Origin of the sequence: Enterococcus cecorum DSM 20682 = ATCC 43198, assembly GCF_000407565.1 — a bacterium.
Lineage (GTDB): Bacteria > Bacillota > Bacilli > Lactobacillales > Enterococcaceae > Enterococcus_E > Enterococcus_E cecorum.
Map to the genome: position 1 here is coordinate 544,942 of NZ_ASWI01000004.1, position 14,657 is coordinate 559,598.

14 protein-coding genes are annotated in these 14,657 nt (G+C 35.9%); 12 read left to right on the top strand and 2 right to left on the bottom strand.

The window, feature by feature from the left end; genetic code table 11:
* Positions 1 to 10: 10 nt before the first annotated feature.
* Genes lgt through I567_RS08715 form a run of 5 tightly spaced genes read left to right on the top strand, consistent with a single transcriptional unit; the run spans position 11 to position 3,833 of the window.
* Positions 11 to 841, top strand: coding sequence for a prolipoprotein diacylglyceryl transferase (gene lgt, locus I567_RS08695; protein WP_026209982.1), 831 nt, complete (start codon positions 11 to 13; stop codon positions 839 to 841).
* A 14-nt stretch (positions 842 to 855) separates the two neighbouring features.
* Complete coding sequence (locus tag I567_RS08700; RefSeq protein ID WP_016251852.1) at positions 856 to 1,884, top strand: NAD(P)H-dependent glycerol-3-phosphate dehydrogenase; 1,029 nt, start codon at positions 856 to 858, stop codon at positions 1,882 to 1,884.
* Positions 1,885 to 1,892: 8 nt separating this feature from the next.
* Complete coding sequence (gene galU, locus I567_RS08705) at positions 1,893 to 2,783, top strand: UTP--glucose-1-phosphate uridylyltransferase GalU (protein WP_016251853.1); 891 nt, start codon at positions 1,893 to 1,895, stop codon at positions 2,781 to 2,783.
* Positions 2,784 to 2,796: 13 nt separating this feature from the next.
* Positions 2,797 to 3,228: a DUF948 domain-containing protein gene (locus I567_RS08710; RefSeq protein ID WP_016251854.1), complete on the top strand. Its 432-nt coding sequence runs from the start codon at positions 2,797 to 2,799 to the stop codon at positions 3,226 to 3,228.
* A 2-nt stretch (positions 3,229 to 3,230) separates the two neighbouring features.
* Positions 3,231 to 3,833 (top strand): YtxH domain-containing protein, encoded by a 603-nt coding sequence (locus tag I567_RS08715; RefSeq protein WP_016251855.1) that lies wholly within the window; start codon positions 3,231 to 3,233, stop codon positions 3,831 to 3,833.
* A 37-nt stretch (positions 3,834 to 3,870) separates the two neighbouring features.
* Here I567_RS08715 and I567_RS08720 read toward each other — a convergent pair whose 3' ends face one another.
* Complete coding sequence (locus I567_RS08720; protein WP_016251856.1) at positions 3,871 to 4,968, bottom strand: M24 family metallopeptidase; 1,098 nt, start codon at positions 4,966 to 4,968, stop codon at positions 3,871 to 3,873.
* A gap of 181 nt (positions 4,969 to 5,149) precedes the next feature.
* Between I567_RS08720 and ccpA the strand changes: the two genes are divergently transcribed.
* The gene (gene ccpA, locus I567_RS08725) at positions 5,150 to 6,151 is read left to right on the top strand and encodes a catabolite control protein A (RefSeq protein WP_016251857.1); all 1,002 of its coding nucleotides are present in this window, start codon (positions 5,150 to 5,152) and stop codon (positions 6,149 to 6,151) included.
* A gap of 53 nt (positions 6,152 to 6,204) precedes the next feature.
* Here ccpA and I567_RS08730 read toward each other — a convergent pair whose 3' ends face one another.
* Positions 6,205 to 8,646, bottom strand: a complete 2,442-nt coding sequence (locus I567_RS08730; RefSeq protein ID WP_016251858.1) for a transglycosylase domain-containing protein — start codon at positions 8,644 to 8,646, stop codon at positions 6,205 to 6,207.
* Positions 8,647 to 8,866: 220 nt separating this feature from the next.
* Here I567_RS08730 and tyrS point away from each other — a divergent pair, with 220 nt between their 5' ends.
* The 6 genes from tyrS to I567_RS08765 all read left to right on the top strand — a co-directional run bounded on the left by tyrS (position 8,867) and on the right by I567_RS08765 (position 14,609).
* Positions 8,867 to 10,126: a tyrosine--tRNA ligase gene (gene tyrS / locus I567_RS08735; RefSeq protein ID WP_016251859.1), complete on the top strand. Its 1,260-nt coding sequence runs from the start codon at positions 8,867 to 8,869 to the stop codon at positions 10,124 to 10,126.
* 78 nt (positions 10,127 to 10,204) lie between these two features.
* Positions 10,205 to 11,625 (top strand): IS3 family transposase gene (locus I567_RS12480; protein WP_111736135.1). Its coding sequence is split into 2 segments (ribosomal slippage): positions 10,205 to 10,772 and positions 10,772 to 11,625, totalling 1,422 coding nucleotides; the frame shifts between segments, so codons are not numbered across the junction.
* A 215-nt stretch (positions 11,626 to 11,840) separates the two neighbouring features.
* Positions 11,841 to 12,368 (top strand): hypothetical protein, encoded by a 528-nt coding sequence (locus I567_RS08750; protein ID WP_016251860.1) that lies wholly within the window; start codon positions 11,841 to 11,843, stop codon positions 12,366 to 12,368.
* Between the two features lie 73 nt (positions 12,369 to 12,441).
* Positions 12,442 to 13,347 carry an AEC family transporter gene (locus I567_RS08755; protein ID WP_016251861.1) on the top strand — a complete coding sequence of 302 codons (906 nt, stop codon included), beginning with the start codon at positions 12,442 to 12,444 and terminating at the stop codon, positions 13,345 to 13,347.
* A 71-nt stretch (positions 13,348 to 13,418) separates the two neighbouring features.
* The gene (locus I567_RS08760; RefSeq protein ID WP_018345230.1) at positions 13,419 to 14,303 is read left to right on the top strand and encodes a deoxyribonuclease IV; all 885 of its coding nucleotides are present in this window, start codon (positions 13,419 to 13,421) and stop codon (positions 14,301 to 14,303) included.
* A gap of 84 nt (positions 14,304 to 14,387) precedes the next feature.
* Positions 14,388 to 14,609: a YneF family protein gene (locus tag I567_RS08765; protein ID WP_016251863.1), complete on the top strand. Its 222-nt coding sequence runs from the start codon at positions 14,388 to 14,390 to the stop codon at positions 14,607 to 14,609.
* Positions 14,610 to 14,657 lie beyond the last annotated feature (48 nt).

The following is a 14,657-nucleotide window of genomic DNA, read 5'->3' on the forward strand; positions in this document are numbered from 1 at the left end:
GTTGTCTTTGATATTGTCACAAGTGAATCGTGTTGCATTTGAACTGTTTGGCTTGCCTGTTTATTGGTATGCATTAATTATTGTATCTAGTATTATTTTAGCCATGTATTTAAGTTCACGTGAAGCCCAGCGTGTCGGCATGAAGGCTGATGATGTCTATGATTTTATGCTTATTGGCTTACCATTGGCTTTTGTTGGTGCAAGAATCTACTACATTATTTTCGATATCCAACCCTATCTGGCAGACCCTATCCAAATTTTTAATATTCGTGCCGGTGGATTAGCTATTTATGGCGGCTTAATTGCTGGTGGTGCTTGGTTAATTTATTTTTGCTATAAAAATTATATTGATATTTGGAAGTTCTTAGATATTGCTGCACCAAATGTCTTGTTGGCGCAGGCGATTGGTAGATGGGGAAACTTTATGAACCATGAAGCTTTTGGTGGAAAAACCACACTAGACTTTTTACAACAGCTTCATCTTCCAAAATTTATCATCGAAAATATGTATATTGATGGTTTCTATCGTCAACCAACCTTTTTATATGAATCATTGTGGAGTATTACTGGCTTTATCCTTATTATTTTATTAAGAAAATATCGTACTTCCATGTTCAAACAAGGTGAAATTGCTCTAAGTTATTGTATCTGGTATAGTTTTGGCCGTTTCTTTATTGAAGGTATGCGTACAGACAGCCTATATTTATTTGGCTCAATTCGTGTATCACAATTATTGTCAGCTATATTATTCTTTGGGGCATTTGCGGTTGGTTATTATCGTCGCAAACAAAATATTTCAGATTACACACGTTCATTAGGTAGTAACGAGTTTATCATCTAAAGGGGGAAATTCTTTTGAAACAGAAAATTACAGTTTTAGGTCCAGGATCATGGGGGAGTGCACTTGCCCAAGTATTGGCTGAAAATGGTCATGACGTAGTGATTTGGGGAAATAACCCAGCTCAAATTGATGAAATCAATACTTATCATACGAATCGCCATTATTTACCAAATCTAAAATTACCTTCATCTATTCGTGGAGAAAAAGATTTGGCCACAGCTGTGAAAGATGCAGATGCTGTTTTGTTTGTTGTACCGACAAAAGCAATGAGAAGTGTGGCGAAGCAATTTAACCAAGTGTGTCAAAATCAACCTGTGATTATTCATGCATCAAAAGGATTGGAACAAAAAACACATAAACGCATTTCTGAAATCTTATTAGAGGAAATAGAGGAAGCACATCGTCAGGCCGTAGTTGTGCTATCTGGTCCAAGTCATGCTGAAGAAGTATCCGTACATGATATTACGACAATCACGGCAGCAAGTGAAAATGAACAGGCTGCCAAATATGTGCAACAGTTATTTACCAATGAATATTTCCGTATCTATACAAATACCGATGTCATCGGTGTTGAAACAGGAGCGGCCTTGAAAAATATTATTGCGATTGGTGCTGGAGCTTTACATGGGTTAGGCTTTGGTGATGATGCCAAAGCGGCGATTATGACCCGTGGTTTAGCTGAGATTTCTCGTCTAGGCGTGGCGATGGGAGCAGACCCATTAACTTTTATCGGTTTAAGTGGTGTAGGTGATTTAATCGTTACTTGTACCAGTGTTCACTCAAGAAATTGGCGCGCTGGTAACTTATTAGGTAAAGGCCATCAATTAGATGAAGTACTAGACAATATGGGGATGATTGTCGAAGGGGTTGCGACGACCAATGCGGCAATGGAACTTTCACAACAATTGGGAGTTGAAATGCCAATTACGCAAGCGATTTATCAAGTACTTTATGAAAATCGTGATATCAAAACAGTAGCTAAAGATATCATGCTACGTGATAGTAAAGTTGAAAATGAATTCTCAAATTTGTATCGAAAGTAGGGGTTGAAATGAAAGTAAGAAAAGCAGTGATTCCCGCAGCAGGATTAGGAACTCGATTTTTACCTGCAACAAAGGCGATGGCGAAAGAAATGTTGCCAATTGTCGATAAACCAACGATTCAATTTATTGTAGAAGAAGCGTTGAAATCAGGAATTGAAGACATTTTAATTGTGACAGGAAAAGCCAAACGTCCAATTGAAGATCATTTTGATTCCAATATTGAATTAGAAACAAATTTACGTGAAAAAGGTAAAGATGATTTACTAAAATTAGTTGAAGAAACAACGGATGTCAACTTACATTTTATTCGTCAATCTCATCCAAAAGGTCTTGGTCATGCTGTATTACAAGCAAAAGCCTTTGTTGGTAACGAACCATTTTTAGTCATGCTTGGTGATGATTTGATGGAAGATAAAGTACCATTAAGTAAGCAATTGATGGATGATTATGAACGTACGCATGCTTCTACGATTGCCGTGATGGAAGTAGACCATGAAGAGACGTCTAAATATGGCATTATCAATCCAGGTAATCAAGTTGTCACTGGCTTATACAATGTTAAAAATTTTGTGGAAAAACCGCAGCCAAGTGAAGCGCCAAGTAATTTAGCGATTATTGGTCGTTATCTATTGACACCTGAAATATTTGAAATACTAGAAAATCAAAAGCCAGGTGCAGGTAATGAAATTCAACTAACTGATGCCATCGATGCTTTAAACCAAACCCAACGAGTCTTTGCACGAGAATTCAAAGGAACACGTTATGATGTGGGGGATAAATTTGGATTCTTAAAAACAAGTATTAAATATGGTTTGACACACCCAGAAGTTAAAGACAATTTACGTCAATACATTATTGATTTAGCGCATGAACTAGAATCTAAAAAAGAAGAAAAATAGGGGAGTGAAGACAATGAATGGTATTGAAATTGCTGCATTAATCGCTGCGATTGCTTTTGCTGGATTAATGTTTTTCTTAATTCGGTTGGTACAAAAAGTCAATCGTGTAATATCTAATGTCGAAAAGACGGTGGAAGAGGCGAATCACACCATTCAAATCGTTACGAAAGATGCTGATATTTTGTCTCGAGAAGTAGAGGGACTACTAGTTAAAAGCAATGAATTATTAGCAGATGTTAGTCAAAAAGTAGCGACTATTGACCCACTATTTACGGCAGTTGCTGATTTAAGCGAGAGTGTAAGTGATTTGAATCTTGCTAGTCGTAATCTAGTATCACATGTTGGAACAATCGGAAAAGCGACTGCACAAACTGCGATTGTTGGACGTGTTGGGCAGTTAGCAGCAAAATATATGAAAAAAAATAAAACACAAACGGAGGAATAGACATGGGTAAAAATAGCGGCTTTTTATTAGGTGCATTAATTGGTGGTAGTGCTGCAGCGATCACAGCTTTATTATTAGCACCTGAATCTGGAAAAGAATTACGCGCTCGTTTGGCTAAACAATTGGATGATGTTTTAGATTCAACGGCAGATTATAATGATCAAGTTGTTGATAAGGCAGATGATTTAAAAAAATTAGCTCAAGCTAAGGCTATTCAATTAACAAAACAATCAGAAGAAATTGCTAATTTGTTAAAAGAAAAAACTGGTGTAGCTACGAATGAACTATATGCTGATTTAAAAGATCAAGTAGTAGATTTAACCAATAAAGTGAAACAATCTGTTCAAGATTTGGACTTATCTAACAAGTTATCAGATGTTGCTGTTTCTGAGGATGTTGAGCCAAAAGGTGAAGATATTATTTTAGACTTTGAGGCTTTAGCTAGTGAAGATGAAACGGACGATGAAAAAGATATCGTCGTTGGCAAGATTGAGGATCTTATCGAACAAGTTGCTAGTGAAGAACCAGTTAATGAGTCACAACAGAATGATGAAACGCAAACTGATGTCCTAGATTCTGAAGATAGCGAATTAGAAGAAAAATAAAAAATCAGGTTTTCCATTTTGGAAAACCTGATTTTGTTTATAATACAATTAATTCTTTTGGCGTTTGCGTGAAGCTTTGGCAACCATCTTTTGTGACATAAACACAGTCTTCAATTCGGACACCCACTTCATTAGGAATATATATCCCAGGTTCGATAGAGAAGCACATACCTTCTTTAAGCACCATAGCATTACCTTCGACAATTGATGGAAATTCATGAACAGTCGTACCAATACCATGACCGAGACGATGGGTAAAGTATTCGCCATAGCCAGCATCTGTAATAACATTACGTGCAATCGCATCTAACTCTTGGGCTGTAATTCCAGGTTTTACAGCATTTTGAGCAGCTAATTGTGCTTGTAAGACAACTTCATAAACTTCGCGTTGTTTAGCGGTAGGTTCTTTAAAGGAAACCGTTCTAGTAGCATCACTGCAGTAACCTTTCCAGACTACACCTAAGTCAAAGAGGGCGAAATCATGATTGCGCAACTGTAGACTGCCTGGATTCCCGTGTGGATTGGCTGCATTATCACCAAATAAAATTAAGGTATCAAAGGACATTTTACTTACACCTTGTTTTTTCAATTGATATTCAATTTCGGCAACAATTTCTTGTTCAGTTACTTTTTCTTTTAAGGCCTTAAATCCAATTTCAAATGCGACATCAGCCCAATGTCCAGCTTCAAGGAGTGTTTGAATTTCTTCTGGCGTTTTAACAAGCTGAATTTGCTGTAAGATAGGAGTAATATCTGCAGAAAAATCAACAGTGGCTAACCCGTCTTTTAATATTTCGAAACGTTCGACGCTTAATTGATTTTTTTCTAAAGCCATTTTTTTGAATTGACCAAAGCGCGATTTTAATTCATTCAAAATAATCTGCCAAGGATTTTGGGTGTCTAAGTAACCAATGACATCTTCACTGAAAGCTTTTTTGGCTTCAGGAACTTCCATTGCAGGAGTGAATAAAAAAGGTGCTTTGTCAGCATGAATAAAGAGTGCTAATACACGTTCATGAGGATCACTTTCAAAGCCAGTTAAGTAGGCAATTGAACTTGGGTTGCTAACATAGGCAACTTCTACTTGATTGTTTTGCATCCATTCTCGGAGTTCATTTATTTTTTTGATATTCATCAAAAAACCTTCTTTCCATCAAACTTACCTCTATTGTATCTAATTTTTGATAAAGTGAAAAGAAATTTCGGAAAAATAATGAAAATGATATAAAAACGGTTGCAAATCAGTGAAAATTCTGCTATTCTAACTAAGAAATGTAAATGATATTTTCTGAAAATTATAAAGGGGTTTATAGAGAATGGATAAACAAACAATTACAATTTATGATGTTGCACGTGAAGCAGATGTTTCGATGGCAACAGTTTCTCGTGTTGTCAATGGTAACCCAAATGTGAAACCTGCAACACGTAAAAAAGTACTTGAGGTCATCGAACGCCTGGATTATCGTCCAAACGCTGTGGCTCGTGGTTTAGCAAGTAAAAAGACGACTACAGTTGGTGTAATCATCCCTGATGTAAGCAATATGTTTTTTGCCTCATTAGCTCGTGGGATTGATGATATTGCCACAATGTATAAATATAATATTATTTTAGCTAACTCTGATGGTGATAATCTTAAAGAAGTACACGTACTAAACAACTTGTTAGCAAAACAAGTGGACGGTATTATCTTTATGGGACATCATATCACAGATGAAATTCGTGGTGAGTTTTCACGTTCAAAAACACCAGTAGTATTGGCTGGTTCTATTGATCCAGATAATCAAGTAGGTAGCGTCAATATTGATTATCAAGCAGCTACAAAAGAAGCTGTTCAAATTCTAGTAAAAAACGGACATAAAGATATTGCCTTTGTTAGCGGTGCTTTAATTGATCCAATTAATGGACATGCACGTTTAGGTGGTTATAAACAAGCCTTAGAAGAAGCTGGTATTGCTTATAATGAAGGATTAATTTTTGAAGCACCTTATTCATTTAGAGATGGTTTACGTTTAGTTGAGCGCCTACGCAACTCAGGTGCAACCGCCGCATTTATTTCAGATGATGAATTAGCTGTTGGTATCCTTGATGGTTTATTAGATGCTGGAGTAAAAGTTCCTGAAGAATTCGAAATTATTACAAGCAATAACTCATTGCTTACAGATGTTGTTCGTCCTAAACTAACAACGATTACTCAGCCATTGTATGATATGGGTGCTGTTGCAATGCGCTTACTAACTAAATTAATGAACAAAGAAGAAGTTGAACAAAAAACAATTATTTTACCATTTGGTATTTCCGAAAAAGGTTCAACAAAATAAAATAATGGATAGACGAAAAGACGACTCCAAATTGAAGTCGTCTTTTTTGCATATTAATCAGTCTTTTTATCCTCGTTCTTTTCCTCTTGCTCGCTATCTTCTTGATTAGCATTTTCGTCTTTATTTTCTTTTTCAGTCTTTTCTTTAGACTCTTTATCTTTATTATTTTCTTCTTTTTTGGCAGGAGTAAGTTTTTTCCAATAATCTTGGTAATTTTCATCTGTACCACCAATGCCGAATCTGAAGCTAGTATCAACTGGCCCATTTTTCGCCCAAAGTGAAGTGGTTTCCTCACCAAAGCTCTTCCATTCCGTATTGCCAATTTTAACGGTTCCTTGATTCTTTTGCCCCGTAAACTTAGATACTTTTTCCTTTTTGACACTATCAGCTAAAGTGAATTTTTCATTTGTGCCAAAAACTTCCGGACTCACTTGATAAATACGATTGACTAAGTTTGCCAAATAAAGAGAAGTACGTCTACCTGCATTACTATCAGAAGGGCGATTATCTTCATATCCTGACCAGCTGCTGATGGTCACTTTTGGTGTGGAGACTACTAACCATGAATCAGCCCAATCATTCGTAGATCCTGTTTTACCGACCCAGTCTAAATTAGCTAAAGATGCATTCAGACTACTTAAATCAGTTTTATAGCTTGTAGTTATTTGCGCCTGTAAGACACTACGCATTAAATCATTCATGATACTTGCACTTGCTTCAGAAAATACTCGAACAGGATTTTGCTTATGTTTATAGATTTTTTTACCTTTTGAATTGGTGATGGCTTCGATTAAATAGCCTTGTTGATATATTCCGTGATTGGCCAAAGTCTGGAAGCCATTTGTTTGAGAAACTACTGAAAGCGTGGCTACTCCCAATGGTGCAGATTCATATTGCCAAATATCAGAAGCAGGATAGTTCATTTTGGCTAAATAGTTATTGTAAACAAAATTTTTATCACCAGTCTCATTTAATACTTCTTGATAAATATTGTAAGCAGGAATATTGTTCGACCAGTTTAAAGCTTCTCGTACAGTTTGGAAAGTATTGCTTCCTTTATTTGTAGCATTGACAATTTCTTTACCTGCATCATCACCGGTTTTCCAAGAGGTTGCATAGTCAGATACGCGACTTTCTGACCCCATTAAGCCTAAGTCAATTGCAGGACCATATACAAGTACCGGTTTAATGGCAGAACCAGCTTGGCGTTTGGCATCAAAGGCGTGATTAAACTGATTTTGATTGTAATTACGACCACCAACAAAGCCTAGAATTCTTCCGGTTGCATTATCCATTAAGACATTTCCAACTTCAACAGGATCATTGTAATTCGTATCAAGATAGCTACCATAATCATTGACCGCTTGTTGCATCGCTTGATAGATTCCTTCATCGATTGTTGTTTGGATGGTATAACCGCCATTTGCTAAAGTGTCTTTGGCTGTGCGTGCATACTCATTGTATACATCGTCATCTGCCAATTGTGATTCTGTCAGACCATCTTTTGTAGCAAGCTGATTAACGATAATATCAATTGCCTGTGACATCACGGTATCATATAAAAAACCATATGAAGTGTTTTGTACTTGACTTGCTGGTAAGAAATCCTTCGTAATATCGTAGTTCTTTGCTTCTTCATATTCTTTTTTAGTAATATCATGGTTGCGATACATGCTAAACAAGACGACATTTTTTCGCTTAAGACCATAAGTAAAATCATTTTTTAGCTGACCATCATTCGTATAAGGACTATAGATGATCGGACTTTGTGGTAGCCCAGCAATAAAGGCAGCCTGTGGCAAGTTTAAATCACTGGCGTTCTTCCCGAAAATTCCCATTGCAGCTTCTTGGACACCCGCAATATTTTGCCCATGATTATTGCGTCCAAAAGGAGAAACATTTAAATACATCGTAATAATTTCATCTTTAGAAAAGTTTTTCTCGACTTCTAAAGCCAACAAGATTTCATTCGCTTTACGTTTAAAGGTTGTTTCGCTTGATAAAATTTGTTGTTTCACCAATTGTTGGGTTAACGTAGAACCACCGCCACCGCCGCCACCAATTGCTTCGGATAGTAGCGCTCTAACAACTGCTTTTGGTACAACACCATGATGTTTATAAAAATATTCATCTTCAGTAGCAACAACCGCTTTTTTCAATAGTGGCGATATTTGGTTTGAAGCAACATTGGTTCGACGTAAATCAGAACGAATATTACTGATAGTATTTCCATTAGCATAAACAAGTTTAGATGTTTGAGTGATATCGCCTAAGTCTTGTTGGAGTTCTACTTTGCTAGGGATTTTGGTATCCTCAACTAAAAAAGCAAAATATCCCATCCCGATACCGGTACCTAAAGCAGCAAGGAGTAATAGAAATGAGATAAAGACTAAAAATAATGATTGCGTTACACGAACTGTAATATTAAAAATTTGATAATTATCGATTTTCTCTTTGGATTTTTTCTTCTTTTTGGGTTGTTTATTTGAAGCCATATCAACACCTCCTAAAATCTTCTACTATTATAGCAAAGTTTTAAGTAAATGGATAATAATTATCTATTCTTTCAAGAAAAAAACAGTGAAATCATTGGAAAAACCTTTTCTTTCTATCAAATTTAAGTTATGATATGTTTATGTATTTTAGTAAGATGTTTTTACTAAAGCTGATACATGAAATGATTGAATACAAGGAAAATTTGAAGGAGTGAATAGTATGACAGCGGACTTATTTCAAGAATTAAAGGAAAGAGGTCTAGTCTATCAAACCACAGACGAAGATGCTCTAGTGAAACATTTAAACGAAGAGTCTGTTAAATTATATGTGGGCTTTGATCCAACTGCAGATAGTTTGCATATTGGTCATTTGTTACCTATCTTAATGTTACGTCGCTTCCAACAACATGGTCATGTACCGATTGCCTTAGTTGGTGGGGGAACAGGAATGATTGGGGATCCTTCATTTAAAGATCAAGAACGTCAATTAAACACTTTAGAAACCGTCCAAAATTGGTCTCAAAGTATTAAAAACCAACTTTCACGCTTTATTGATTTTGATAATGAAGAAAATCCTGCCATTATCGCAAACAATTATGAGTGGTTAGGAAAGTTAAGCATGATTGACTTTCTTCGTGATGTTGGTAAAAACTTTACAATTAACTATATGATGAGCAAAGAAAGTGTCAAACGCCGTATTGAAACAGGGATTTCATACACCGAATTTGCTTACCAATTACTACAAGCTTATGATTTCTTAAAGTTATATGATAATTACGGTTGCTTATTACAATTAGGTGGTTCCGATCAATGGGGAAATATTACTTCTGGTATTGAGTTAATGCGTAGAGAACGTGATGTCCAAGGTTTTGCTTTAACCATGCCTTTAATTACAAAAGCTGATGGTACTAAATTTGGTAAATCTGAAGGGAATGCAGTATGGTTGGATGCTGAAAAAACAACCCCATACGAGTTCTACCAATTCTGGATTAATACCGATGACCGTGATGTGATTAAATTCTTGAAATACTTTACTTTCTTGAGTCTAGATGAAATCGCAGAAATTGAAAAAGAATTTACTGCTGCACCAGAAACACGTGTAGCTCAAAAAGCTTTAGCCAAAGAAGTGACGACTTTAGTACATGGAAAAGAAGCTTACGAGCAAGCAGTGCACATTTCACAAGCTTTATTCAGCGGCAATATTAAAGAATTATCCGTTTCTGAAATCAAGCAAGGTTTCAAAGGTGTGCCTAGCTATACAGTCCCACAAGATGCTGATTTGAAATTATTAGAAGTGTTAGTAGCATCTAGACTTGTCCAATCTAAACGTCAAGCGCGAGAAGATTTACAAAATGGTGCGATTTACATTAATGGCGACCGTGTTCAGGATTTAGAATACCAACTTTCTGACGAGGATAAGATTGGTGATATAGTCGTATTACGTCGTGGAAAGAAAAAATATTTCTTATTACAATTTTAATACAATAGGTAGGTTGGTATATGTACCGACCCCCAAAAGTTAGACCATAAAATCTAACAATTGGAGGTCGGTATTTTTATGTCCAAATATTCTTTTGAGTTTAAAAAGCAAGTTGTAAATGCTTATCTTAATGGCGAAGGTGGTTATACTTATCTTGCAAATAAGTTCGGCATTCCATCTGATAATAAAGTTAAACTATGGGTGGATAATTACAATGCATTTGGCGATGAAGGATTAAAACGTTCTAGAAAAAAAGATTTTTATTCTTTTGAAAAGAAGCTTTCTATAGTAGAGTTATATTTATCAAGTGAAATCTCATATCAAGATTTAGCTCTGCAAGAAGGAATTACTAATCCAAGTATGATCGCAAATTGGGTGAGTCGCTTTCGTGCAGCTGGTCCTGATGCCCTAAGACCACGCAAGAAGGGACGAAAGAAAACATTGAATACAACTAATGGCAATACACAAAACAAACCAGTTGAAGAATCTTCTGTTGATACAAGTGCAGAACATGTAAAAGAGCTAGAAGAGGAACTTCTTAAATTGAGAATTGAGAATGCCTTTTTAAAAGAACTGAGGAGGCTGCGTTTAGAGGACGAGGAAAAAATGAGAGAACGGCACTCGTCATCAACAGTCTCCGACGAGAATTCAAACTAAAAGACCTTCTCTCTTATACAGGCATGCCTAAAGCAACATATATGTATTGGCAAAAACGATTTGATAGAGAAAATCCTGACAAAGAACTTGAAGAAAAAATCCAAGAAATCCGTAAGAATAATAAGGATTACGGATATCGTAGAATACATGGAGAGCTTCATAATCAGGGATATCTCATCAACAAAAAGAAGGTTCAGCGAATAGTTCAAAAACTTGGCTTGCAGGTGACATCCTACACACGCAAAAGTAGGAAATATAGTTCCTATAGGGGCAGGACTGGTACCATTGCACCCAACAGAATTCGCAGACGCTTTAATACGCACATACCCCATCAAAAAATCACAACGGATACGACTGAATTTAAGTATTATGAAGTTGATGTCAAAGGACATATGACAATGCATAAGCTGTATTTAGATCCATTTATGGATATGTGTAATGGAGAAATACTAAGTTACGGTATCGATAAGAAACCTTCAGCAAAGAATGTAATGAATGCCTTGGATAAAGCCATTGAAATCACTTCAGACTGCCCTTATAGACGAACATTCCATTCTGACCAGGGTTGGGCATACCAGATGAAGGCATACTCTCACAGGCTAAAAGAAGAACGAATATTTCAAAGCATGTCTCGAAAGGGCAACTGTCTAGATAATTCCGTAATGGAGAATTTCTTCGGTCTGCTTAAGCAAGAGATATACTATGGCGTTAATTACTATAGCTATGAGGAATTAAAAATGGAAATAGAACGATTTATAAAGTATTATAATGAACAACGAATAAAAGAAAAGTTAGGATGGATGAGTCCTGTTCAATATAGGCTCCATCTTTTAGCTGCATAATGAAAACGAGACGACCGGAGTCGTCTCGTAAAAAAGTCTAACTTTTGGGGGTCACCTCAATATAAGCCTACCTTTTTTTGAATACAAATGAATGTTGTGATATACTATTAGCTGAAAAGATTGCTAGATATACGAAGAAAAATTTTTTCGCAAGATATTGTGAAGGATGATACAAATAGAAATCTTTTCAGTAATAAAACGAGAGGATGTTTACAATGACAAAAAGAGTAGCGGTAATGGTGTTTGATCAAAATAGTATCGCTTATGAAGCTTTTTCAAAAATCAAAAATAGCCAAGGTAGTGCTTATCAGATTAATCAATTGGCAGTTGTAGAAAAAAGTGAGGATGACAAACATTTTTCCATTAAAGATTTAATAGATTTACAAACGGCAAGTACGTTGAATCGTGGTGGTTTCATTGGTATGCTTGTAGGAATTTTAGGCGGACCATTAGGCGTTTTATTTGGTTGGATTTTAGGTGATTTAGTTGCTGCAGGTATTTCTGCAAGTGAGCAAAAAGACACACAAACCATTTTTGATGAAATTTCTAAGCAAATCACTGCAGGACAGACTGGACTCTTAATGTATTACGAAGAGAAAGATAATGAAATGCTAAATACAATTGTAATGAATGAATTACATGGTGCGATTACGCGTTTTGATTACGACGATATCCAAGAAGAAGTTAAAGAAATGAAACAAAAACACGAAAAAGTGCTTAAAAAGGATAAAACAGAAGAATAGAATGAAAACATCAAGCAAAATGACACCTATCGGGGCGTAATGTCCATAGGTGTTTTTTTTTAGAGGTGAATTTATGCAGCAAGTGTTATTACAAGCAGGAAGTTTATTTGGCATTATTATTTTAGGTTATTTATTAAAAAGGTGGCATATCTTAACCAAAAAAGACGGCGATGTATTGTCGCGAATGATTGTCTATGTGACGCTTCCTGCCGCCATTATTGTCAATTTATCTGATTTACGAATTCAAAATCAATTACTTTTATTTATCGTAGTCGCCCTTATTTGGTCTATATTCCAAGTATTACTTGCTTATTTTACGACATTCAAACAAGAAAATAAGCAAAAGGCTACAATGATGTATCTAGGATCAGGATTTAATATTGGAAATTTTCTCTTACCATTTATTCAAAACATTCAACCAGCCTTTGTTCCCATGATTTCAATGTTTGATATTGGTAACTCCATTATGTTGACCGGTGGAACGCAAGCGGTAGTGGATACTTTGGTTGCAACCAATCAACGTTTTTCTTTTCGTAATATGTTGAGGCAACTTTTAAGTTCGATTCCATTTATGTGTTACTTAATTATGTTTGGCTTGCGATATTTTCAGGTTTCGTTACCGTCGTTTATACATACATTTTTTGTACCACTTGCTAATGCCAATGTATTTTTGTCCATGTTTATGATTGGCTTATACTTAGATTTTTCTTTACCAAAAGGCGGTTTTAAGGCGCTAGTAAAGTTATTTTCCTTGCGCTATTTGGTGGGTTTCTTACTCATTTTTGTTATACATATTTTACCGATTTCAATGGCAGAAAAAATGGTTATAAGTTTGCTATGTGTTTCCCCAATCCCTTTATTTGGCGTTATGAATGCTGTTATTGTAGGAGCAAAAGAAGAATATGTCGGTTTTGCTTCTTCACTAAGTTTTTTGTTCAGTCTCGTCTTTATGACATTAATTATTTTAGTTATGAATTAGCTAGGCATTATCCTTGCAATCTTGCTCATTTTTCGTAATACTATCCTTAGTAATTAGAAAGGGGTAGTGAAATGTTAATAGGATCACATGTCTCAATGAGTGGGAAAGCAATGCTAGAAGGTGCTGTAAAAGAAAGTCTATCTTATGGAGCAAATACTTTTATGATTTATACTGGTGCACCTCAAAATACACGCAGAAAACCTATCGAAGAGATGAAAATTGCGGAAGGTAAGGCTTTGATGGCTGCAAATGGCATTGATGAGTTTATCGTACACGCACCCTATATTATCAATTTAGGAAATACGATTAAGCCTGAAAATTTTGGCTTTGCGATTGAATTTTTACGTGCAGAAATCATGCGTGCCCAAGCATTAGGTGCAAAACAGATTACCTTACATCCAGGAGCACATGTAGGCGCAGGTGTAGATGCAGGGTTGGCAAAGATTATTGAAGGGTTAAATGAAGTGCTATCCAAAGAGCAAACTGCGCAAATTGCTTTAGAAACGATGGCCGGTAAAGGGACTGAGCTTGGTCGTACTTTTGAAGAGTTAGCCCGAATTATTGATGGGGTTATCTTGAACGAAAAATTATCAGTGACCTTTGATACTTGTCATACCCATGATGCAGGCTATAACATCAAGGAAGATTTTGATGGTGTATTAAACGAATTTGATCATATTATAGGTTTAGATCGCCTAAAAGTCTTGCACTTAAATGATTCTAAAAATGTATGTGGTGCGCATAAAGACCGACATGCCAATATTGGTTTTGGTGAGATTGGCTTTGAAGCATTGAACTATATCGCGCATCATCCACAATTAGAGGGAATTCCAATTATTTTGGAAACACCTTATGTTGGTGCGGATAAGAAAACTGCCAAAGCTCCTTATGGCAAAGAAATAGAAATGTTACGTAAACAAGCATTTAATCCGGAAGTTTTTGCTGAATTATTGTAGGAAATTTATTTGGAAGGCTTTCTTTTTGAAATAATTTTTAGTACAATGAATAACTGAGAGTACATTAAAGAAAGGAAAGTAATTATGGTATCTACAGGAATTTTAGTATTATGCATTGTGATTGCCCTTGCTGTGGGTGCAGTAGGAGGCTTCTTCTTAGCGCGAAAATACATGCAAGATTACCTAAAACAAAACCCTCCAATTAACGAGGAAATGTTGCGTACAATGATGGCGCAAATGGGTCAAAAACCATCTGAGAAAAAAGTTCGCCAAATGATGCAACAAATGAAAAATCAAATGAAATAATAATTGATTTTGAATAGGTAAAGGATAGCATGTATCACACAAGATACA